This window comes from Nitrosopumilus adriaticus (genome assembly GCF_000956175.1).
Lineage (GTDB): Archaea > Thermoproteota > Nitrososphaeria > Nitrososphaerales > Nitrosopumilaceae > Nitrosopumilus > Nitrosopumilus adriaticus.
In genome coordinates this window covers 240,433-262,270 of the sequence record NZ_CP011070.1, presented here as the reverse complement: position 1 = coordinate 262,270, position 21,838 = coordinate 240,433, and the positions used below count along the sequence as shown (strand labels likewise).

31 protein-coding genes and 1 pseudogene are annotated in these 21,838 nt (G+C 31.7%); 12 read left to right on the top strand and 20 right to left on the bottom strand.

Annotated elements, in window-relative coordinates:
- Nucleotides 1–20 precede the first annotated feature (20 nt).
- A complete protein-coding gene (locus NADRNF5_RS01520; RefSeq protein WP_048114952.1) occupies nt 21–1,736 on the bottom strand; it encodes an adenine deaminase in 1,716 nt (571 codons plus the stop codon).
- A 118-nt stretch (nt 1,737–1,854) separates the two neighbouring features.
- On the opposite strand from NADRNF5_RS01520, the gene NADRNF5_RS01515 reads away from it, so the two are divergent.
- The gene (locus NADRNF5_RS01515) at nt 1,855–2,136 is read left to right on the top strand and encodes a 50S ribosomal protein L44e (protein WP_048114950.1); all 282 of its coding nucleotides are present in this window, start codon (nt 1,855–1,857) and stop codon (nt 2,134–2,136) included.
- Complete coding sequence (locus NADRNF5_RS01510; RefSeq protein WP_048114948.1) at nt 2,133–2,330, top strand: 30S ribosomal protein S27e; 198 nt, start codon at nt 2,133–2,135, stop codon at nt 2,328–2,330. The genes NADRNF5_RS01515 and NADRNF5_RS01510 overlap by 4 nt, the downstream gene beginning before the upstream one ends.
- On the opposite strand, the gene NADRNF5_RS01505 is transcribed toward NADRNF5_RS01510, so the two are convergent.
- The 5 genes from NADRNF5_RS01505 to NADRNF5_RS01485 are packed head-to-tail and all read right to left on the bottom strand — an operon-like array spanning nt 2,313 to nt 6,495.
- Nucleotides 2,313–2,897, bottom strand: coding sequence for an NTP transferase domain-containing protein (locus tag NADRNF5_RS01505; RefSeq protein WP_048114947.1), 585 nt, complete (start codon nt 2,895–2,897; stop codon nt 2,313–2,315). The genes NADRNF5_RS01510 and NADRNF5_RS01505 overlap by 18 nt on opposite strands.
- The gene (cobS, locus tag NADRNF5_RS01500) at nt 2,894–3,619 is read right to left on the bottom strand and encodes an adenosylcobinamide-GDP ribazoletransferase (RefSeq protein WP_048114946.1); all 726 of its coding nucleotides are present in this window, start codon (nt 3,617–3,619) and stop codon (nt 2,894–2,896) included. Before cobS ends, NADRNF5_RS01505 begins: the two co-directional genes overlap by 4 nt.
- A complete protein-coding gene (locus NADRNF5_RS01495; RefSeq protein WP_048114945.1) occupies nt 3,612–4,583 on the bottom strand; it encodes a cobalamin biosynthesis protein in 972 nt (323 codons plus the stop codon). Before NADRNF5_RS01495 ends, cobS begins: the two co-directional genes overlap by 8 nt.
- Nucleotides 4,580–5,419, bottom strand: a complete 840-nt coding sequence (locus tag NADRNF5_RS01490; RefSeq protein WP_048114943.1) for a cobyric acid synthase — start codon at nt 5,417–5,419, stop codon at nt 4,580–4,582. The genes NADRNF5_RS01495 and NADRNF5_RS01490 overlap by 4 nt, the downstream gene beginning before the upstream one ends.
- Complete coding sequence (locus NADRNF5_RS01485; protein ID WP_048114941.1) at nt 5,416–6,495, bottom strand: pyridoxal phosphate-dependent aminotransferase; 1,080 nt, start codon at nt 6,493–6,495, stop codon at nt 5,416–5,418. The genes NADRNF5_RS01490 and NADRNF5_RS01485 overlap by 4 nt, the downstream gene beginning before the upstream one ends.
- Before the next feature lie 83 nt (nt 6,496–6,578).
- Here NADRNF5_RS01485 and asd point away from each other — a divergent pair, with 83 nt between their 5' ends.
- The 4 genes and pseudogenes from asd to cyoE all read left to right on the top strand — a co-directional run bounded on the left by asd (nt 6,579) and on the right by cyoE (nt 9,126).
- On the top strand, nt 6,579–7,655 hold the full coding sequence (gene asd, locus NADRNF5_RS01480; protein WP_048118743.1) for an aspartate-semialdehyde dehydrogenase: 1,077 nt from the start codon (nt 6,579–6,581) through the stop codon (nt 7,653–7,655).
- Nucleotides 7,656–7,756: 101 nt separating this feature from the next.
- Nucleotides 7,757–7,819 (top strand): annotated as a pseudogene (locus NADRNF5_RS11870) (Lrp/AsnC family transcriptional regulator); the annotation flags it as partial.
- A 39-nt stretch (nt 7,820–7,858) separates the two neighbouring features.
- Nucleotides 7,859–8,194: an Lrp/AsnC family transcriptional regulator gene (locus NADRNF5_RS10815; RefSeq protein ID WP_371504160.1), complete on the top strand. Its 336-nt coding sequence runs from the start codon at nt 7,859–7,861 to the stop codon at nt 8,192–8,194.
- Between the two features lie 2 nt (nt 8,195–8,196).
- Entirely contained in the window at nt 8,197–9,126 is a 930-nt protein-coding gene (gene cyoE / locus NADRNF5_RS01470; protein ID WP_048114939.1) for a heme o synthase, read from the top strand.
- Here the strand turns inward: cyoE and NADRNF5_RS01465 are convergent.
- Nucleotides 9,121–9,330 (bottom strand): hypothetical protein, encoded by a 210-nt coding sequence (locus NADRNF5_RS01465; RefSeq protein ID WP_048118739.1) that lies wholly within the window; start codon nt 9,328–9,330, stop codon nt 9,121–9,123. The genes cyoE and NADRNF5_RS01465 overlap by 6 nt on opposite strands.
- A gap of 321 nt (nt 9,331–9,651) precedes the next feature.
- Between NADRNF5_RS01465 and NADRNF5_RS01460 the strand changes: the two genes are divergently transcribed.
- Nucleotides 9,652–10,128, top strand: coding sequence for a hypothetical protein (locus NADRNF5_RS01460; RefSeq protein WP_048114938.1), 477 nt, complete (start codon nt 9,652–9,654; stop codon nt 10,126–10,128).
- A gap of 5 nt (nt 10,129–10,133) precedes the next feature.
- On the opposite strand, the gene NADRNF5_RS10810 is transcribed toward NADRNF5_RS01460, so the two are convergent.
- Nucleotides 10,134–10,661, bottom strand: coding sequence for a DUF5679 domain-containing protein (locus tag NADRNF5_RS10810; protein ID WP_082051958.1), 528 nt, complete (start codon nt 10,659–10,661; stop codon nt 10,134–10,136).
- Between the two features lie 227 nt (nt 10,662–10,888).
- Nucleotides 10,889–11,503: a hypothetical protein gene (locus NADRNF5_RS01450; RefSeq protein WP_192828337.1), complete on the bottom strand. Its 615-nt coding sequence runs from the start codon at nt 11,501–11,503 to the stop codon at nt 10,889–10,891.
- Nucleotides 11,504–11,643: 140 nt separating this feature from the next.
- Here NADRNF5_RS01450 and NADRNF5_RS01445 point away from each other — a divergent pair, with 140 nt between their 5' ends.
- Nucleotides 11,644–12,027, top strand: a complete 384-nt coding sequence (locus NADRNF5_RS01445; RefSeq protein WP_048118733.1) for a hypothetical protein — start codon at nt 11,644–11,646, stop codon at nt 12,025–12,027.
- A complete protein-coding gene (locus NADRNF5_RS01440) occupies nt 12,024–12,707 on the top strand; it encodes a hypothetical protein (protein WP_048114937.1) in 684 nt (227 codons plus the stop codon). Before NADRNF5_RS01445 ends, NADRNF5_RS01440 begins: the two co-directional genes overlap by 4 nt.
- An 11-nt stretch (nt 12,708–12,718) precedes the next feature.
- Here the strand turns inward: NADRNF5_RS01440 and NADRNF5_RS01435 are convergent, their stop codons facing one another.
- A complete protein-coding gene (locus NADRNF5_RS01435; protein WP_237089306.1) occupies nt 12,719–13,450 on the bottom strand; it encodes a hypothetical protein in 732 nt (243 codons plus the stop codon).
- A 75-nt stretch (nt 13,451–13,525) separates the two neighbouring features.
- On the opposite strand from NADRNF5_RS01435, the gene NADRNF5_RS01430 reads away from it, so the two are divergent.
- Nucleotides 13,526–13,939: a hypothetical protein gene (locus tag NADRNF5_RS01430; RefSeq protein ID WP_048114936.1), complete on the top strand. Its 414-nt coding sequence runs from the start codon at nt 13,526–13,528 to the stop codon at nt 13,937–13,939.
- 130 nt (nt 13,940–14,069) lie between these two features.
- Here NADRNF5_RS01430 and NADRNF5_RS01425 read toward each other — a convergent pair whose 3' ends face one another.
- The 8 genes from NADRNF5_RS01425 to NADRNF5_RS01390 all read right to left on the bottom strand — a co-directional run bounded on the left by NADRNF5_RS01425 (nt 14,070) and on the right by NADRNF5_RS01390 (nt 18,821).
- Nucleotides 14,070–14,231, bottom strand: a complete 162-nt coding sequence (locus NADRNF5_RS01425; RefSeq protein ID WP_237089305.1) for a hypothetical protein — start codon at nt 14,229–14,231, stop codon at nt 14,070–14,072.
- 57 nt (nt 14,232–14,288) lie between these two features.
- Nucleotides 14,289–14,699: a hypothetical protein gene (locus NADRNF5_RS01420; protein ID WP_048114926.1), complete on the bottom strand. Its 411-nt coding sequence runs from the start codon at nt 14,697–14,699 to the stop codon at nt 14,289–14,291.
- 49 nt (nt 14,700–14,748) lie between these two features.
- Entirely contained in the window at nt 14,749–15,237 is a 489-nt protein-coding gene (locus NADRNF5_RS01415) for an acyl-CoA thioesterase (RefSeq protein ID WP_048114921.1), read from the bottom strand.
- A gap of 55 nt (nt 15,238–15,292) precedes the next feature.
- Nucleotides 15,293–16,624, bottom strand: a complete 1,332-nt coding sequence (locus NADRNF5_RS01410) for a UbiD family decarboxylase (RefSeq protein ID WP_048118727.1) — start codon at nt 16,622–16,624, stop codon at nt 15,293–15,295.
- Entirely contained in the window at nt 16,617–16,958 is a 342-nt protein-coding gene (locus NADRNF5_RS01405; protein ID WP_048114919.1) for a proteasome assembly chaperone 4, read from the bottom strand. Before NADRNF5_RS01405 ends, NADRNF5_RS01410 begins: the two co-directional genes overlap by 8 nt.
- 17 nt (nt 16,959–16,975) lie before the next feature.
- Nucleotides 16,976–17,464 (bottom strand): hypothetical protein, encoded by a 489-nt coding sequence (locus NADRNF5_RS01400; RefSeq protein WP_048114917.1) that lies wholly within the window; start codon nt 17,462–17,464, stop codon nt 16,976–16,978.
- Nucleotides 17,465–17,810: 346 nt separating this feature from the next.
- A complete protein-coding gene (locus NADRNF5_RS01395; protein ID WP_237089304.1) occupies nt 17,811–18,221 on the bottom strand; it encodes a hypothetical protein in 411 nt (136 codons plus the stop codon).
- Between the two features lie 273 nt (nt 18,222–18,494).
- Nucleotides 18,495–18,821: a hypothetical protein gene (locus tag NADRNF5_RS01390; RefSeq protein WP_048114914.1), complete on the bottom strand. Its 327-nt coding sequence runs from the start codon at nt 18,819–18,821 to the stop codon at nt 18,495–18,497.
- Nucleotides 18,822–18,969: 148 nt separating this feature from the next.
- On the opposite strand from NADRNF5_RS01390, the gene NADRNF5_RS11000 reads away from it, so the two are divergent.
- Nucleotides 18,970–19,788 (top strand): cupredoxin domain-containing protein, encoded by an 819-nt coding sequence (locus NADRNF5_RS11000; protein WP_148313035.1) that lies wholly within the window; start codon nt 18,970–18,972, stop codon nt 19,786–19,788.
- 82 nt (nt 19,789–19,870) lie between these two features.
- Here NADRNF5_RS11000 and NADRNF5_RS01375 read toward each other — a convergent pair whose 3' ends face one another.
- Both NADRNF5_RS01375 and NADRNF5_RS01370 read right to left on the bottom strand, forming a co-directional pair.
- Nucleotides 19,871–20,212 carry a nascent polypeptide-associated complex protein gene (locus NADRNF5_RS01375; RefSeq protein WP_371505107.1) on the bottom strand — a complete coding sequence of 114 codons (342 nt, stop codon included), beginning with the start codon at nt 20,210–20,212 and terminating at the stop codon, nt 19,871–19,873.
- Nucleotides 20,212–20,685, bottom strand: coding sequence for a PUA domain-containing protein (locus tag NADRNF5_RS01370; protein ID WP_048118718.1), 474 nt, complete (start codon nt 20,683–20,685; stop codon nt 20,212–20,214). The genes NADRNF5_RS01375 and NADRNF5_RS01370 overlap by 1 nt, the downstream gene beginning before the upstream one ends.
- Nucleotides 20,686–20,776: 91 nt before the next feature.
- Here NADRNF5_RS01370 and NADRNF5_RS01365 point away from each other — a divergent pair, with 91 nt between their 5' ends.
- Nucleotides 20,777–21,823, top strand: coding sequence for a phosphate signaling complex PhoU family protein (locus NADRNF5_RS01365; protein WP_048114911.1), 1,047 nt, complete (start codon nt 20,777–20,779; stop codon nt 21,821–21,823).
- Nucleotides 21,824–21,838: the final 15 nt, after the last annotated feature.

The window sequence follows — 21,838 nt, the reverse complement described above, 5'->3', positions numbered from 1 at the left end:
ATCCCCCTTTTTAACATTACTTAGTTGATCGGTTGAATGTAACTTCGTTTTTTCACATCAACAATTCCTCCTGAGAGAATTCTAACAGAAGGTAAAGCCAAGAAAGGTAAGAATAATGGAATTAAATGAGGTCTAGCAAATTTACACCCCAAATCGACAATAGTATTATTGATTTTTTCAAAATTTGATGAAACTTTTTCAAATGAATCTGTAGATACTATTCCTGCAAATTGCAAGGGCAAGGATGCTAGTATTTTGCCTGATTTTACTACAACTAGTCCACCTTGATTCTTTATGATATGATTTGAAGCAAGAGCCATGTCAGAATCATCAGATCCAATTACAATCATATCATTTTCATGAAAACTCCAAGTAGAAGCAAATGCACCTATATCAGCTCCAAAATTTTCAAGAAATCCAATAGAATGCTGATTTGTACCATGGATTCGATCAAAGGCTGCAACTTTCCATACATCAGAATCTAAAGATGCTGAAATTTGACCTTCCTTAGACTGAAGTTCTACAGAACCTAATTTGGTAATGATTTCTGTTTGCATAGATATGGTATTTGCAAGTACATCTTTCTTTTTTGATTTTATGGCAAAATCATTTTTTGAGAATTTTTTTAGTTTAACAGTTTTTTTGAACCATGGAGATATTGCTTTTTTCTTGATAGGGATTACAATTTTTCCATTATCTACTACTAATTTTCCTCCCACAAAGACTTTGTTTGGCTTTATTGATTTTAGATCATCAAAGATTAGAATATCGGCTAATTTTCCAGGTGCTATTCCTCCCAGATCTTTGCCCATGTTGTAATAATCAAAATTATTTTTCGATGCCATTGTAATTGCATCAATTGGTTTGAGGCCAAGTTTGATAGATTCTCTAACACAATGATCAATATGACCAAATTTTGTAATATCAAGTGGATCAAGGCCATCAGAGCAGAACATTAAACGATTGAGATAGGTTCCATGAGACAAAACATGTGGAATTATTTCCTTAAGATCTCGTCTTATGGAGCCCTCTCTTATCATAATCCACATTCCAAGACGTAATCTTTCTAATACTTGATCAAAATTGATTGGTTCATGACATGATAGTATGCCAGAAGAAACGTATGCATTAAGTTTTTTTTCACTTGCACCAGCTGTATGACCATTAATTATGCAATCAAGCTCTAACATAGATGAAATAGATTTCATTGTTTTGGGTTCACGAAGAGTTACTTTGGTCCATGAAAAAACTTCACCCAAACCAAGAACATGTGGATGTTTTACTGCAGATTTTTCCTGCGATAATGTAAGTGAATTACTGTTACTAAATTTTGCATCAACAGGTAAACCTCCTGGTACAACTTGAAAAATTCTTACCGGCAAGTCTTCACCAAGTTTCAGAAATTCTTGAAAACCTTTGTATCCTGCAACACTAACGATGTCAATCGGATCAGAAAATAAAGAAGTGACACCACAAAGAAGTGCCTGTTTTACAAATTCAGATGGTAATACGAATTGATCAATATGTAAATGAGGATCTGCAAACCCCGGAGAAACGTATTTGTTTTTTACATCTATTACAGTTGTTTTGGGACCTTGGGTATGAGAAGCATCAGGACCAACATATGCAATTCTATCATGAATTATTGCAATCTGTATCTTTGGAAGAGTTTCTCTGGTATAGACTGACAGTAAATTGCAATTTTTTAAAATGAGATCGGCTTTTTTGTCACCCATTGCTACTGAATTCAATGAGGAGATCGAAGTTGCTAGGCTCGAAGTCACAGATGTTAATTGGTTTTGGCGCCTATTATAGATTCAATGCTTAAATTACGGATGAAGAGGTTTTTTTGATATGAACATACCTAAGGTGATCAGAAAGTATTGTGCAAAATGTAAAACACATACCGAACAAAAGGTCTCCATTTACAAGGCTGGAAAAAGACGAGGTTCTGCTGCCGGTGAACGTCGACACGCAGAGCGTAAACAGGGGTATGGTGGACAAAAATTCCCAAAATTAGCAAAACCAGCCAAAGTTACAAAGAAAGTTACTCCCATTATGACATGTACTGTTTGTAAAAAGAAATACAATAAAAAAGGCGTTAGAATTAAGAAATTTGAGTTGGTAGCAGCATGAAGAAAGATCATATTGAAATTCCAAAACCATCAAGTAAATTCCAAAAAGTCAACTGTGATGAATGTGGTGAATTACAGGTAGTTTATTCTCATGCATCAACACAAGTTGCATGTAATTCCTGTGGAAATGCTTTAGCAGAAGCAACAGGTTCTAAAGCCAAAATAAATGGCAAAGTCTCAGGCAGTGCTGAGTAAATCATAATCTTGTTTTGAATTTAGATTAAATGCGATTCTTTTATCATCTATAATGACATAATTCTCTTCTAAATTTCCCAATGATGTAATTCTATTTGAATTCACTAAAGAGATTCCAGTATAGTGACATACTTGATTATCAAAATTCAGCGGGTAATCAGATTCAAGTCCAAGTGAAGATAAAAAATTTTTAGTTACAAGAATACTAGTCCATATTTTATCAGACTCATACTGTTTTACGATTTTTTGAATAATATCATCATCCAGTAACGGTAAATCACCAGATGTTACCAAAACTATATCATCTAAAGATTTTAGAACTAAATTTAGATCTTCAACATAACCAATTCCAGTAGTGTCAAAAATTTCAATATCATTTTCTTCTAGTAATTTTTTTGTTTTAGGTGAATTTGTACTAGTAATGACTAAAATTTTTGAAAATAAATTTGAATTTTTTAATGAATCAACTACATGCAGGATTATTGGCTTTTTGTATTTGAGTAAAAGTTTCTCGCCATCTAAATCCATACGAGTTCCCTTGCCGCCTGCCATAACAATACCAATCATATAGATACAAACACCATTAATGAAGCCAATCTTGTAAGTTCGTTTGTTGCACCAAGCACGTCACCAGTTATTCCACCAAAACTACGAGTTGATATTCCTAAAAGAAAAATAGTTAGAGTTACAGTCACTCCAAGCATCACTAGTCCAGCAGTTTCTCCTATTACAATGACAGGAATAAGCATGATTATGAATGCAGCAGTAAGTTTTTTCTTATCTTTCATTATTTGCACAAAAGAAGAATTTGAGCCTAAAGATGCAGAATTTCCTAGACTTGCCATCAACACCATCGAGAATTTTGCTAAAATTTCACTTATCAAAATCGCTTTAAACAAATCAAATCCAGTAGTAAGAGAAATTGTAATAACCAAACCGATTAGGTACAAAACAATACCAACAATTCCAGCTGAACCAGTAGAAATATCTTTCATTGCTTTGAGTTTTTTATCTTTACTTCCTTTGACCATTAGTCCATCAGCAAAATCAGCTAATCCATCTGCATGATGAATTCCAGTTACAATAGCAATTGAAGCTACTACTAACAAGCTAACTAGTAATGGATCTAAAAAGAAAGATAGGCCAAAACCCAAAGAACCAACTAAAAGACCAATTGCAATTCCTACAATAGGAAAAAGATACATGAATTTTGCAATATTTTCTATTGTACTATTTGAAGAAGGAAATATTGTCAAAAATGAAAAAACAGATCCAATTTCTTTAAGCATTAACCCACCATCCAATAAATGATAGTACAGTAATAATTGGTATTGTAACAATTCCAAAGAAAAGAATTGCAGTAAGTTTCATCATAGTTATTGCAGAAAATACATGTTCTTTTGTTAGTACAATTTCTCCATCACCCAACTTGTAATGATTGATCTTTTCAAATTTTGTTTCTAAAGCTCCTGCAAGTGCTGCCATAGGATATCCGGCATTTGGACTTTCAGTTTTTTTACCATCACGAATCATTATTTTGTATGATTCCTTCCAATTGTTTTGGAGTATAGCAGCAGAAATTATCATAACTAATCCAGTTAGACGGGATGGAATGTAGTTTAAAACAGTATCACAGGTTGCAGTAAACCATCCTACATTTTTGAAGAGGTGTGTCTTGTAGCCAATCATTGAATCTGCAGTATTGACAACTCTATACACAAATGCTCCAGGCAAGCCAAAAATTGAAAAATAAAACAAAGGACCCGTAATTCCATCAACAGTATTTTCACTAATACTCTCAAGCACGCCTGAAATTACATGATTTTTATCTAAATTCTTAGTATTTCTCTTAACAATCATAGATAGATTTGTTCTTGCTTTCTCTAGATTATCTTCATCAAGTGATTCAAGGACACTCTTTGCATGTCTTTCCATTCCTCTAATTGCAATTGTTGTTTTTAGTAATAATCCACCAACAATCACAGATACAACTATAGAAATAACATCAAATGTTATTATAGATATTCCAAGATTCAAAATAAAAAGTAATGAAATTACGATAATGGATGTAATAGTAATGATCAAAATTCCTCCAGCCTTTTCAATTATAGTATTTTGATTTTTTGCAATTGGAGTTAAGATTGCAATAAATCTTCCAATCCAAGCAGTAGGGTGATATTTATTTTTAGGATCTCCAAATAATAAATCAAGAAAGATTGCAATACCAATAATTAAAATAGATTCAAGAATCATTGTATCATCTTCTCAATTGATTTAATATCCATGTTTGATTTGACAATTTTTGCCAATCTATCTAATTCAATATCAATTTTTGAAAGATTTTTCCTAGTCCATGCAATATTTTTGGGTTTTGCATTTAGAGAATCCTCTTCAGGTAAATCCAGAGTAATTAATGGAATAGTTCCAACAACAGGAATCTTTGTGAGGTTTTTGAGTTTTTTAAATCCTGGTTTTAGCACGTTTATGTCTCCTCTAAATTTGTTAAAAATGAAACCTTTTACAAGTTGTCGATATTTTTTATCAATTAGAGCCATTGTTCCCACAAGACTTGCAAAAGAACCACCTTTGTCAATATCAGAAACAAGTAATACTGAAGCATCTGCTTTTTGAGCAATTCTCATATTTGCAATATCAAATTTTTGTAAATTGATTTCAGCAGGGGATCCTGCTCCTTCAAGAATTACTAAATCAAATTTTTTCTGCAAAGATTTCAAGGATTTTGTTGCAATTTTAATTCCTTCAGCATTTACAAATTTTTCATAATAATCTTTGGCATGCATTTTTTTGAAGCGTTTCCCATTTAGATATACAAGGCTATTGTAATTTCCCAAAGGCTTGAGCAAAATAGGATTCAAATCTGGGGAAATTTCACACCTAGCAGCAATTGCCTGAATAGCTTGAGCACGAGATATTTCAAATGTGGGCGTGATATATGCAAAATTAGACATATTTTGTGATTTGAATGGTGCAACACTGAATCCTTTGTCTGAAAAAATTCTACAAAGTGCAGCAACAAGTGTTGTTTTTCCAGCACCAGAAGAGGTTCCTTGAATCATTAATGATTTCATGCAATACTCTCCAAAGCTTTTACTAGTTTTAGGTTATCTTTATGAGATTTTACAGCAATGCGAAAATAATGGTTATTTAATCCTCGAAAATTTTTACAATCACGAATTAGAATTTTATTTTCAAGTAATTTTTTTTGTAATTGTGTGGAATTGTAATTTGTTTTGATTAAAATAAAATTTGTAGATGAATCATGACATTCAAAACCATCTAGTTTATTGATTTTATTTTTTAAGTAGTTAAATTCTTTTTTAATAACTAATTTTGATTTTGTTAAATGGGATTTATTTTGAAGGGAAATTTTTGCTGCATCTTGTGCTAATGAATTAACACTCCAAGGAATTTTTATTTTCAATAATATTTCAATCATTTGTTTTGATCCTGCTCCATATCCAATTCTTAATCCGGGAAATCCAAATGATTTAGTTAAAGAACGTAAAACAAAAAGATTTTCATATTTTTTGACATATGAAATAACAGATTCATCTGATTCAGGAACTAGTTCAATGAAACATTCATCAACAAATACTAAAGAAGAAAGTTTTTGTGCCCTTTGAATTATTTTCAGTAAAGATTTTTGTGTCAAGAGTGTTCCTGTCGGATTGTTAGGATTACAAATAAAGACACAGCCATTTTTTGGTATTTGTAAAATAAATGAATCAATATTTTCAGATAAATTTAGTGTTTTAAAATATGATAGTTTAGCATTGTTTAATTTTGCAGCTGTTTCGTACTCTTGGAAAATAGGTATAGGAATCAAAGTTTTTTTTGCTGATAAAAATGCAAAACAGAAATTATAGATTATTTCAATTGCCCCATTCCCAACCAGTAAATTAGATTGGTCCAAATTTGTGTATTTTTTTAGGCTAGAAATTAATTCAGATGAATATGGATCAGGATAGTTTGCAACATTATCAATATTTTTTTTGAGTATTTTTTTAACAGAATCAGGGATTCCTAGAGGATTGATATTTGAACTAAAATCCAATATTTGTGAATCTGAATTTTTTAAAGGATTTCTACCTCCATGTATCACGGGAATATGTCTTAAAATGGAAGATTTTGTTCTTATTTTCACAGTTCCAAATAGAATTAGCCGATTTAGTATGTTGTGGTAATTCAGAAAACGATTATTAATTGAAAGAAGACAATTATCACATCATGACTAAAAAACGCGTTGCAATAATTGGTGTTACAGGAGCAGTTGGTCAAGAATTTGTACAATCATTAAATAATCATCCATGGTTTGAGGTGACTCAAATTGCAGCATCTGAGCGCTCTGCAGGTAAGAAATACCTAGATGCAATAAAGGATGCAAATGGAATTGTTGCATGGGATGTTGGAGGAGAAATCCCAGAATATATCAAAGAAATGACAGTAAAAGCAATTGATGAATTAGATGTATCACAATTAGATTTAGTATTTTCTGCAGTTGAATCTCAAGCTGCCAGAGATATTGAGACTAAAATGGCAGCTGATTTACCTGTAATCTCAACTAGTTCTGCATATAGGTATGAAAATGATGTTCCAATTCTAATTCCAGGAATAAATGACGATCAAACCGAACTACTTGAAATTCAAAAAAAGAATAGAAACTGGAAAGGTTGGGTAGCACCTCTTCCAAACTGTACGACAACAGGTTTGGCAATTACGCTAAAGCCATTACTTGAAAAATATGGTGCAAAGAAAGTCATGATGACATCTATGCAAGCCATTTCTGGTGGTGGAAAATCAGGCGTATCTGCTATGGGAATAACAGACAACATTATTCCATACATTCCAAAAGAAGAAGGGAAAGTAAGACAGGAAACAAGGAAAATTTTAGGGAAATTAATAGATGGAAAAATTGAAGAAGCAGATATCAGAATAAGTTGTACTTGTACTAGAGTTCCAGTAATAGATGGACACACTGAATCAGTTTTTGTTGAAACTACAAAGGAAATTGATCCAGCAAAGGCAAAAGAAACTTACAATCAATGTAACAAAGACATTTCTGTATTAGGTCTACCCTCTGCTCCAAAAGATTTCTATGCATTCCATGAAGATCCTACAAGACCTCAACCTAGAATGGAAAGAACTGTTGGTGATGGAATGACTACAACAATAGGAAGAGTTGAGAAAGAAGAACTATTTGACAATGGTCTCAAATACATGTTATTTTCTCACAACAAAAAAATGGGTTCAGCAAAAGGTGCAGTATTACTTGCAGAGATGCTATACAAAAAAGGCAAGATTTAGATAATTTTTTGTAATTTTTACAATAATAACTTTATAAGAACCAGAAATCTAGATCGACTCAGGTGTTTTAAACGGTAAAAGTAGACGACTTAGATTTACAAATCTTATCAGAATTATCTAATGATGCATCAATTTCAGTTCCTCGATTATCAAAGAAAATTAATGTCAATTCATCAGTAGTATATTCAAGAATCAAAAGATTAGTGAAAAGAAAATTAATTGAGCGATTTACAATTGATGTTAATGATGCCCAACTTGGGTATAATGTTAAAGCATTAACTGGAATAAATATGGATACAAAAAAACGAGATCACATAATTGATGAATTATTCAAAATTGATGGAGTAAGAGAAGTAGCAGAAGTCACTGGAAGATTTGATATTTTGGTAACCATGTATTCAAAATCATTGGATCAGATGCATAAAATGGTCTCAGAACGTATTGGTAGAATTGAAGGAATTCAGTCTTCAGAATCCTTTATTGAGATGAAATCACGTATGAAAGCAATGCCATATATGCCATCAAAGGGTAGTGACTAATATTGCAAAAGCAAAAGTCTGAATCCAGAGTTGCAGTTTATTATGAATTAACAAAACCAAAAATTTGGTATTTGCTTGTTTTTACTGCATTTGGCGCAGCATTAACAGCATCTAACATTTATGATATTGAAATTTCTCCAGCCACTTGGTTACTTATGCTATTTTCAGTTGCTGCAGGATCAGCTGCTGCAAATACATTGACTAACTATCATGACAGGGATATTGATGCAATTATGGAAAGAACAAAAGGAAGACCTCTCCCATCAAAAAGAATCTATCCTGCTGAAAAAGCAAGAAATTTTGGACTGGCATTAGCAGGAATATCATTAGTTTTAGCATTTGGAATTTCATTCACTACCACATTTGAACAAGGCTTATGGGCAACTGGATTCATTGCATTTGGATTAGTAAATAACATTCTAGTTTATTCATATGCCCTAAAACGAAATTCTAGAACTAACATAATTTTGGGAGGACTGTGTGGCGGTTCACCTCCAATGATTGGTTGGGTAGCTGTTAGCATGTCAGATTTATGGACAATGGGACTTGCAATGGCAGGATTAGTATTCATTTGGATTCCAATGCACATATGGGCTTTAACATTACATTTCAAAGATGATTATAACAAAGTAAATGTTCCAATGCTAACAGCAGTACAATCTGAAAAAACATCAGCACGAGCAATTGCAGGATCTACTGTTGTCATGGTTTTATTTTCAATTGCGCCATTTTTTATTAGTACAGAAAGTGGAGATGCAATGGTAGGTAGTGTATATCTATGGACTGCAATTGCATCAGGTGCATTAATGATTGGTTTATCAGTTTGGGTCATAGCCAAACCTATGGAAAAGGCTTCATGGACGCTGTTTAAATTTTCAAGCCCATATTTGGCAGTATTATTTATTGCATTAATGGTAGATTCGGCGTTATAAAATACTGTTATTTTTATCAAGACTGTTAAGTTCTTTAGTAATCTTTGAATGCTCTTCTACTAATTCTTCAAGTTCGTTTTGGAGTTTAGTGGAATTCCATTCTGATTTAATTAATGAAGACAATTTTGCAATAGTACTCCACTGAAGATTATTTTGCTCATCAATTAATTCTAAAAATCGCTTTCCTTTTTCATCATCATTCATGTTTTTTTTGACATTTTGCATTGATAAAAAGTTACCACCGGTAATAATAGAATTTCAAAGTTTTATTACTAATTGAAAGTATTCCAAACTAATGAAATGCAGTATTTCAGAATGCAAATTTAAAGCAATTGAGACAGTTAGTATAAGTTTTAGAGAAACAAGAAATCTTTGTAAAGAACACTATGAATTATTTAAAAATAAAGATAAAAAACACCTGCCAAAATTTTCCAAAGCATCAAAGTTTTAATGAAAAATTTAATAATTTTTTCAAATCCTAAGATTTTTGAAAGATTTAACATCTACTATTTTTTTAACTAAGATATGGCTGCACGAAAGAAAACGGTTGCTAAAAAGAAACAAGTTAAAAAAGCAGCATCCAAGCCAAAAAAACAAGTTAAATCTACTACATCAAAAAAGCCTGAATTTGAGAAAGCATGGAAGGAATATAATTCTGCATTAAATGGATGGAAAGAATCCCTAGCCCAATGGCAGAAAGCCACCAGTGAAACTTTGATGACTTATCATGATGCATGCCAAAAAGCATTAGAATCGGATGCAGAATTATTAAAAAAAGTAAGTTCAAGTTGGGAGACTACTTGGGAAGAAATTGGACCACAATATATCAAGCAACAAACAAAGATGATTGAAGGTATTTTCAAAGAGACCAATATTGAATCAATTAAGAAATTTAATGAACAATGGGAAAAATTTCTTTCTACATCAGGTGATGATTCAATTGCAGCATACCAAGAAGCTATCAAAAAATTCAATCAAGCAAGGCAATCAGGTAAGATGTAATTAAATTATTTTTTCTTTTTAACAATTCTAAAAACTTTACATTTACAAACTGAACATTTACCACGAATTGCAGGCCTACCATTTTTCATAGTTGTTTCTTCAGGATTCTCAATAATTCTTTTTGTTTTACATTTCACACAATATGCATCAATCTGACTAGATTCTATAGTTTTTTCAATAGTCGATTTATGAAGTTTATTCTCAATATCATCAAGTTTTTGATTTTGCTTTTGTAAAGTTTTAAGAATTTTCTGTTCAATTTTTTTATCAGTTGATTTTGAGGATTTCTTTGCATTAGAAGTTGATTTGACAAGGTTATCTTTAGTGGGGTTTAGTTTAGACGATAGAATATTTTCTAACTCTTCATTTTGTTGTTGTAATTCATTTAATTGAGATAATTGTTCAGGAGTAGCTTCTTCCACTTCTGGTTCAGTTGTAGATATAACATTAGTTGATAGAATATTTTCTAACTCTTCAATTTGTTGTTGTAATTCATTTAATTGAGATAATTGTTCAGGAGTAGCTTCTTCCACTTCTGGTTCAGTGATTGGTTCTGGTGCAAGATCTAGTTCTTGAGGAAGCTCTTCTGTTGAATCTTTTGGTAATGAACCTCTTGGACTGGAAGGGGGTTCTGGTTCAGTGATTGGTTCTGGTAGTGACTCTAATTTTTCAATTTGTTTTTCTAATTGCTCTAATCTAGCTAATTGTTCAGGAGTAGCTTCTTCCTCTTCTGGTTCAGTGATTGGTTCTGGTGCAAGATCTAGTTCTTGAGGAAGCTCTTCTGTTGAATCTTTGGTAATGAACCTCTTGGACTGGAAGGGGGTTCTGGTTCAGTGATTGGTTCTGGTGCAAGATCTAGTTCTTGAGGAAGCTCTTCTGTTGAATCTTTTGGTAATGAACCTCTTGGACTGGAAGGGGGTTCTGGTTCAGTGATTGGTTCTGGTGCAAGATCTAGTTCTTGAGGAAGCTCTTCTGTTGAATCTTTTGGTAATGAACCTCTTGGACTGGAAGGGGGTTCTGGTTCAGTGATTGGTTCTGGTAGTGACTCTTTTTCGGTTAATTCAGATTTAGGAATTGGAAATTCTCGGATGTCTCCAAGATAATCTAATTTTACTTTATTTCCATCAATTCTAAGATATGGAGTACCTTCAATTGAAAATGTTTGAATTTTATGTCCTTTTTTCCAGGAATTTTTTCCACTGTAGATGGTGATGTAAATTAATCCATTCTTGATATCAGATGCAATAGTTAAACGATCTACTGGTTTTCCTTTAGTAATTCCCTGTTTTGTTTCTTGATGCCGTAATGCAACGTTGATCAAATGCTCAGAATCATAACTGACTTCAGAAATTAAATAGTCAGCCCATTCATCCATTATAAAAAATAATGATTGATGTCTAGTAAATAAGCAATTAGAATCAAGAAAATTCTGATCTAGTGATTTGTCTATAACGTTTTAAAAAAATGAAATAGATAGAAATAAGATTATAATTGGAAGACAGCAGACATAATCAAATGGAAATATCAATAGAACCTTGGAAAAAATTGATAATTCATGAGGTAATTGAATATCAATTTGATGATTGGGTAAAACAAATAGCATTTAGTACAAGATCATCAGGTGGAGGAATACCTACAATGCAATGGACAAATGGGATAGTCTTTTCACCAGCAAATTTTCCCACTACAAATGTCACGGCTGAAGAGCAATTGAAAGGGATTTTACATTGGTCATCAGTATCTTTTGCAATAAAAGAAAAATTTGAAAAACAAATTGTTAAGGAAAATGCAACTATTAATTTAGTAGATGTAAGTGTTAATGAGATTTTCAAAGAATTAGCAACAAGTTTGAAAGCTCAATCTAAATATCTAAATCTTGAATCTGGCAAAGATCAATGAATATTGAAGAAAAAATAAAAAATTGTGAAATTTATCTAAAACAGATTAAAAAATATGATCCTGATCCATTTTATGTAAATCATTTTTTTAATCAATACGTAGATTCAGTAAACAATACTTATGAGGATATTTTCAATGAAGCAAACAGAGATTTTGGTCTATTTATTGTTGGAAAAATCTCACAAAAAAAATTTAGTGAGAAAGCAAAAATGAAAAATGATAAAAATGCAATAAAATTCTCAGAGTGGTTTTCACAAAAATTTAATCAAGAACATGAAAATCCATATCCAAATTTTATAAAAAAAATATGTGATTTTAAGAATAAATCACAAAAAATTCCCGAAATTAAGATAATGATTAGAGCATCAGACCGATACAAAGACGATATTAATCAAAAGATCAAAGTTAATCTAAGTAATGGAAAACTTCGAATGAAGGAAGAATTAGACATTGAAATAAAAAGACAGTTACCGATATTTTTAGAAATAATCAATCATAAAAGAAACGAAAAAAATGAGCCTAAAGTTGGGCAAAATCAAATAATCGCATCTACATTTTTAGATATTGAAAATCATATTGACATTGAAATTGCATATGCATCTGAAATTTACATCCCAGTTATGAAACGATTAGTTGAAGAATCAAGGAAAAAAATTAAAGAACTAATAACCTGGCAATAATTAGACTAACTTTAAAATCCAAAAATCGAGGGAGTGGTTTTGATTTTAATTATTGGTAAATATGAGAACCCATGTTCAATGGTATTAGAAAATTCAGGATCTTTTCCTAGATTTCCCTGATATTTTAGAAAATGTTTTGAAGGTTCAAAATCTAATTTAACATAATTGAAATTATAAAAAACTTCATCCATTTCCAATGATGTAATGTATCCAATAACCCAAGAGTCTTTTTGATGAAGTATATAGAGAGTAAGATTAGATTCATCGGGGTATTCTGGATCATATGTCAATCGAGCTAAGCTTCCCAAATCTTTAACTTGGATTGGATGAAACTGATCTGAGAGTTTTTTGGATTTTACTGGAAGGGGTGAAATTTCTGATTCCATATGAACAATAGGGGCATAGTGAGAGATATTTTTTGTAGATTCTACAATATCACAAATTTCTTTATCGCCTTTTACTTGATATGAAACATATCTACCAATTTTTGGCATAGGGGCATAAAAAATCAATAAAGTATTTGCCAGTGCAAAACTGCTTGAAATAATTCTCAAATCGTCTAGTTCTTGAGAATATACTCTTCTAGGATATTCTCGAAATGCGCAAGCATATCTTGCTAAATCACCAAAACTAGATAATTCGATGTAGCATTCATTCTGAGCAACTTCCATTACAGAATTATGAATGAATTGTGTTTTATTCTTTTGAAAGTATAGATACATTTGTTCAATCCCTTGAGTCATAATTCATAACCAATTATTACCATTAATTACCAATCATTACCAATAGTATATATACCAGTACAGAATTATGATTGTATGAGTACTCAAACTCAATCAAACAATGTATATTCAATGTACAAGCAAAATGTGCAAAAATACTTTGAAAATATTTCAAAAATCACTCCACAGTATTTTCAAGCTATGACACAATTGCAAGAAGAATGTATGAAAACTTGTGAAAAAACAATCAATGCATCAGTATCTGTACAACAAGAATTTGCTAAAAAAGCTGGCATCACAACTGAGATTCCAGAAGCTGCAAAAACTGCAATTATTGATACCAACAAGCAAATTGTTCAAGCAAATACAGTAAACAATCAATTTGTAAAAACAACAATTGATGCAACTGTACAAAATTTCAAAACATACAACGATAACATAAACGCATTTGCTGAATTGAATAAAAATACAATCCAATCCTGGATTAATCCCATCACACAGAAAAACTAGTGTGATTTATTTTTTTTATTTTATTTATTTTATGCTAAAATGACAGTTTTCAATAACTTCAAACATCATGAATTTAATATGATTTTTAAAGAATACTTTTAATTTGTAGAAATTTATAAAAAATACAAATTCAATTTTTTGAAATATTTTGAATCTTTTTTAGATTTTGTTTATCAAAGTATTCCATTACAAAATGAAAAACAATTAATTTTCCAAAAACAACCATCGAGATTAACGCTAAGATAGATTCATCAAGATAAAACAAATATGTTGTAACTCCAATAGCAGTCATTATTTCTATAGCAGTACAGCTACAAAAAAAGAGTAATTTTTGTCTCAATTCAGTGAATTAAGATTTTGGCCACATTGAACTCCAAGTTTCAGCGAATTTCTTCATCATTTCACCATAAGCATTCATTTGTTCTAGCCCAGATGAACTGAGAGTCTTTTGCCAATTCTCAGAAAATTGTTTGAAAGTGGAAGCATTTGAATCAGTAAGGGCTTTTTGCCAATTTTCAGTAAATTCTTTGAAGGAATTCATTCCAGCATCAGCCATTGATTTTTGCCAATTTTCAGTAAATAATTTCATGGTTTCAGTACTAGATTCAACAGTAGCTTTATCCCATACTTGATTGAATTTTTCTTGCATGTCACTACTTGCCTTTTGTATTTGTTCATAAACGGTTTTCCAGTTTTCAAGTGATTTTGTATATTCTTGCCATAAAGAATCCCATTCATTACTTTTATCCTGTTCAGACAATATTTACAGATAGTTTATGCCATTCTTAAATGGATCTATAGATGGTGGTTTATTTTTGACGGTTTTTTAGACGTTTTTCCATTCGGAGTTTACCTTCCTCAAATTTGGTTCTATCTTCATCTGTTTTAAGAGCCAATTTTGGAGCATGTGTAGGTTTTCCATTTGTATCAAGGGCCACAAATGTTACAAATGCAGTTCCAGTAACCGTCTTGATTCCAGTTACAATATCTTCAGCTTCTGCCTTTACTTCAATCTCCATTGAAGAATTATGGACGTAGTTTATTCTAGCATTTAATGTCAATACATTTCCAACAAATACAGGTTTTAGGAAATTTACACTATCCATTGAAACAGTTACCGCATTTGATTGAGAATGACGCTGTGCTACAATTCCTGCAACCATATCAATATGTTTTAAGATTTCACCTCCAAACACATTGCCTGCAGGATTTGCATCAGAAGGGAACATTCTAACAATTACTTCTGCATGAGATTCTGAAGGACTTTTTTCACGTATTTTGGCTTTTTCTGAGGACATTTTATATTCAAAACTGTTTTTTGTTCATCCAATTTAATTTAATCAGTTGATTTGATTATTTGATATATTTTTTTAGATTGATTTTATCAATTTTTGGGATTTTAGCTAACTCAAAACCTTCTGGACGTTTAGATAGGGAACGTGTTGCATCAATTCCCATTTTAGCAGTTTGTAATTTCTTTTGATCACTTGAAGGATCAAGACTAGAGCCACGCACATTTTTAAGAATTATCAGATCTTTGTCAGCCTGAAATCTTGTAGCCATTGCATATTCTACTGATTCTGCACTATTTGGATCAATATCTTCATCAACTACAGTTACTTGTTTTAACGAACGATGTGATTCAAATGTTTTTTTAATTATTTTTTTAGGTTCAGAATCACTTTTCTTTTTGATTTGTACAACTGCATGTAACCAATTACATCCACCATTAGTCATAGAGACTTGTAGTGTTTGAGGAAATGCTTTTTTCAGTTCACCATTTAACTTTGATTCAATTGGCATTCCCATAAGCAATCTATGTTCAGAATATCCTGAAAGAACATCATGGAAAATAGGATTATTTCTAAAGAAAAGATTTTCAAGTTCAAAAACAGGTTGAGATCTTTTATGATCATATGTTTGAAGCATTTCAACCATCCATTCAGGATGAGTTTTATCACGAAGAATTTTTCCTTCCATTACAATTTCTGAACCTGAGGGAACATTCAATCCTGAAAAAGGGAGATTTGTCAAAGTTAGTTTTCCTCCTAAAAGCGAATTTGCAATATCAATCTCATCTTTTCCCCATTCAGCTTGATATGCACCTGCAATAGAAATTGCTGGATGAACTCCTACAGTAATTGCAATTTTGAGATCTTCTCCATGTTCTTTTGCATCAACAAAACATCTATGAAGATGACGCCCTTCAACCATTCGAATAGAAAAATGGGTTTTGTCAATTGGCATTAATCTATGGAATGAAGAATTTTGTTTACCAGTTTCAGGATTTTTAGCATATGCTACTGAAGATGTGATAAAAGGACCAGATTCTTTTTCAAAATGTGTTACTATAGGCATGGAAAGTAGATTTTTTGACTTGTTTTCCATGAATTTTCCTGAACCAGTAATTTTTGGCTTTTTTGCTTTTTTAATTGCTGAAATAATTTTTTCATGAATATTATTTTCAGTTCCTCCTACTGCCAAAGCAAATCTTTTTCTGGTTCCGACTAAATTGGAAACTAATTGGAAATTACTTTCTTTAATATTTTCAAATAAAACAGCGTATGAGCCATCAACTTTAGCAGTGATCCCTGCAATCTCAAATTTTGTTGAAACCTTTGTTTTTACAGTTTTTAGATCGTTGATCTTTTTAATTTGAGAAATATAATTTCTTAAATCACTCATTTTCAATCATCTCCATAATTTCAGACATTAAGGCTTTTGCTGTATCAGTTTCCAGTTCTTTTTGAACAAATACTGACACCAAAGCAATTCCTCGCATTCTAGTACTAATCCGTTCAGCTACAAGTTTGAGAAAAAGAGAATCAGTTCTTGCAGGAATAACAGTAGTGGTAATAGGTGTGGGTCCTGTGGCTAAAGAAGCAACAATAGAACCAATTTTTTTAGAACCCTCAGTTACTGAAATAAAATATCCATTTTCAAATTTTTGAATTTGTAAAAAGAAGTTACGGCTCTCCAAATTTACCGTTTTCTGGAAAAATCCATCTGGAGAGTTCAATAAGCTATGAACAAATCTTATGCTTTTATTGCTATTGATTCTTTCTCATGGGCAGATGCAACTTGAACTTCAGGATTCTTCTTACAGTTCTTTTCATGTTTATCTGGATAAACAAATAGTTTTTCACAGTGTTTGCATGGAGTTTTTTCTTTAGTTTTTGTTGCAACTTTGGATTTTGCTGTTTTAGCTTTTGCAGTTTTTGCTTTTGATTTAGTTTTTGCTTTTGATTTAGTTTTTGCTTTTACTTCAACCTCAATTTCTTCTGGTTGGGTATCAGCAACTGCTTTAGCTTCAATAGAATCGGCCTCAACTCTAGCGCGTAATTTTGCTTTGTATTTCAGATTACGTGGTTTTGTTCTTAGTCTATATCCACAACATGGACACCAAAGTCCTTCCCATTTGATGAAAATCTCACAAATTTGGCATCGACGTTGTCCTGAAGCATATCTTCCGGTTCCAACAGGCTTTTGAGCCTTATATCTAACACAAATTCCTTTACAAGTCATCTTGGTAGTTTTATATAGATTTCTTAACTATATAAGCATGGATCGATAAAATCTATAAAAAAAATTAAAAAAGTTGTAAATATTTTAAATTATGTAACGATCAATGGCATTAGTTTCAAAAAAAATCAAGAAATCATCCATAAATATGTATAGCTTATTTCAAAACCATATTTTTTGAAAAAATAATATGTGGTCATATAGTTGTTTAAGAAAAAATTTCATTAAATATTATAAAACATATAAAAATTTGAAAAAATCATCATACTTTAATCACTACACAAATTAAGCATTCATGAATTAATCAAAAATCAATAATTTTTAAAAAAATCAATTATTTTTTGATTTTTTAACCAGTAAGTGACAGAGGCAATATTGAATGTCGAAAACCATCACGCTGAGAGATATATTTTGCAGAAAGCATGTCACGTCTTCCACGTTGATTAAAATTTTTGATTTTCATACTAGTTTTACTTTCATCAACAAATTCTAATTCAAAAGATGAGCAGAAATTTAGATTTAACATTGAAACAATTTTTTTTGCAATTTCCATATTTCCATTTCCAATTTTGATAATTTTTCGTTTTGCTCTTAGACCGCCTAAAATTTGAATAATATGGAAAACTAAATTTTCCACAGATAAATGAAAGGAGCTCTCAATTTCTTGTCCATAATAAAAAACAGACAATCCAATTCGCTGACCGGGATCAATGCCTAAAATTAAAAATTCTTCTTCAAAATCTAGATTTAGTTTTTGCATCATTATACCTTTTATCACAGTTGAATGATGCTCAAAGATATCTTCATGGAGTAAGAGTTTTTCACATTTTTTGGGTGATTCTTTTTTAGTGGTAAAAATTAGATGGCCTGCATAATTAGAAATATCCTCAGGTAGAATAGAGTCAAAAGATAATTCTAGTTTCTTAAGGTATGTTGAAAATCTATAGTAAGGCTTACCATATGTAGTAGCAATTCCAATACGAGTATTCAGTAAGGGATCTATGAGTAATTTTACAAAATATGAAATTTAGGTTTATGCCTTCAAAACAGTTGACACCACATGTTTCACTGCTTCATCAAAATTGGCATCAATTGTGGATTGGATTTCAGATAATTTAGCATCTCCTTCTTGTGTAATTTTAGAAGATTCAGAAGTTGCCTTTTCTTTAGATGCATTAATAATTACTTCAGCTTCTTTTGTAGCCATTTCTCTTGTCTTTTCTAATAATGCATCAATTTCATTCTGAGCTTTAAGATTCAATTGTTTTTTCATATCGCCAACTTTGCTGTTTAAAGAATCTAAATCATCTTCCAAAGCATTCAAAGATTTGATAATTCCAGTAACTTTGGATTCGGCCATACTGCTCATTATAGTTCAAATTTGATAATCCATTACTTAAATCATTCACTTCGTAGGCGTGAACTACGCCTAAATCAGGCCGTATAGAATCAAATTTCTATTTCAAAGGGCTAGAACCAACATTGACATCTGATAATCACATTAAATATTGAAAGGAATTACTGAAAATATGGTAAGCCAGCCTGTTTGGATAGCAATTGTAATTGGAGTTTTCTTTGTAGGTGTTGGTGTAAGTTATGGTTATTTTGCTAGTACATATGATCCAATGTCAATGAAATTTCAAAATCAAGAACTGTTTGATCAGATGATGTCTAATAATCCAATGATGTCTCAACATTGGATGGGTTCAGATATGATGACTCCACAGCAAATGATGAATGATCCTCAGATGATGCAGCAGATGCATGATATGATGATGTCTAATCCTCAACACATGAACCAGATGATGGGACCAATGATGAATACTATGATGAATGACCCCCAAATGCAACAACAAATGTTGACACATATGATGAATAATCCTGGAATGATGAATTACATGATGAATAATCAAGACATGATGAATATGATGGGTGGCAACATGATGATGGGGGGAAATATGATGAATAATCAACAATTTTCGGATAATCAAAATGATGTAGATAAAAAAACTGGAGCAGATTCACAAAGTACCCAAGTTTCAATTGCTCGTGATTCTGCTTCACCAGGATGTGAGAAAACAAACGAGTGCTATCTCCCATATTCGGTAACAATTAATGAGCATTCCAGTGTTACATGGACTAACGATGACATTGCAGTTCACACTGTTACAAGTGGAATCCCTTCAGATGGTTATAATGGAATCTTTGATAGTGGATTAATTTCTCCTGGAACTACTTTCACAAATCAATTTGATGAAGAAGGAACGTTTGACTATTACTGTATTGCACATCCTTGGATGACTGGGAAAGTTGTAGTATTGGAATAGATTTAAAATTTACACTCAAAACATATTCTCAAACCATTCATTTTTAGAGAATTTTTAGGCACAAAATAATAGAAGATTAGTACTATCCAGTTGTTAAAAGTAAGATTGCTCTAGCTAGATCGCCTTTGGCCTCCTCTAAAGCATTTTTAGCCTTTTCTTCATCAACTCCTGCTTGCTGACTAACAAGTTGAATATCTTCTTCGGAGTAAATTGGAACCTCTAATTCTCTTTCCTCATAACTATCGGCAGTTACTGTAAAAATTGAATTGTCCTTTGCTTTCATTTCAGTAACAGCTGGTTTGGTGATGATAATCTCTTTTTTATCAGTCTTAATTATTACTTCTTGAACATTCGATAATTCATTCATGTCTAGACCCATCTTATCCATCATCCTTCGCATTTCGCGATTTCCGCCTCCTCGCATCATGACTCTATTTCCCCTTTAGGACTTTTTAAACTATCTCTGACCTTTACTGCCACACCTCGATTAAAATCAGATATCATCTCATGTGATAAGACCGCCTTGCCAACTGCAATAACTTTGTCTTTAAACAAAACTGGTGTATCAGCAGAAATCTTTACTTTATTTCCACACCATACCACATGCTTACAAAATACGGATTTGCCTTCCATTACAAATGGCGCAGCATCTTGGTTTACCTCAACACAGTTTTCTTTGAATTTTTTACTTTTGAGTAAGATTTGTGCAAAGTAAGGACTAATTGCTAGACCACCATCTATCCTCAAAGTGCACAATAATTTTCCATCATGTGAAACAGTTCGAATTCTTCCAGTCTTTCGTGAAAATATCATTTCAATATTTTTTGGTAGATATTTTGAAACACCATTACCAAATAACGCATCAAGTGAATACTGGAGTTTGAGAATTTGTTCCATGCCCATGATATTTTTCATTCTAAATATTAGTTCAATGTTAAACCATATTACAACTTTGAAACTATATAGATAGGTTTAATCTCTTTAGATTATGGAAGAAAGAGAGGAAACAAGGAAAATTCAATTTACTGGGAAATCATCCTACATAGTTTCACTTCCAAAACAATGGATTATGGAGTTAGGGCTAAAACAAGGGGATCAAATTAGAATGGTAAGAAAGGGTTCATCAACTTTGGAACTTTATCCGCCAAAATTCGAATCTCGTATTCAAAAAAAAGAAGATGCCGTAATTGAAATAGATGCTGAAGAAAAACCATCTTCCATTATTAGAAAATTAATTTCATTGTATTTTCTTGGGTTTAAGACGATTAATGTTAAACCAAAAAATGGCAGATTAAGTCCCAATCAAAGGAATACGGTAAAGGAAGCTGTAAAGAGAATGCTAATGGGCTCAGAAATTATTTCTGACTCTAGTGGAGGAATTACAGTGCAAGTTCTTGTAAACCTGCTGGAATTATCTGTTGATGGCGCCTTTAAGCGAATGATACACTTGGCAAAATCAATGTCAAGTGATGCAATTTTAGCTGTTAAAGAAAACAATCTGGAGTTGGCACAAGAAGTTATCAATACAGATGATGAAGTAGATAGATTTGGATTTTACATAATTCGTCAATTAAAGATTGCAATACAAAATGAGCATATGCTTAAAGAGATGGGTTTTAGAAATGCTAGGAATTGTCTTGGATATAGGCTAGTTGTAAAAAATATAGAGAGAGCAGGAGATCACGCATCATTTATTGCAAAAGATCTTTTAGAGTTTAAAAAATCTGTTAAAAAAGAGATTTTAGAGAAGCTGCAGGATATGAATGAATTTTGTTTATCAGTATTGGATGAATCATGTTTGGCTTTGTTCAAAGAAGATTATGTACAAGCAGAAAAAATTATTGAAAAAGCAGCTGAAATTGCCAAATATGAGAAAAAAGTAAGAGATGCCTCAAAATCATTAAAAGACGATGAGGAAATTTATAGAATCAGAAGAATGTCTGAGAATATTAGAAGGGTTTCAGAGTATGCCAGTGACATAGCGGAAATTGTATTGAATATGAATATTGAAAAAGTATTGAAAAAAACGGAATAATTATCAAAAATAGGT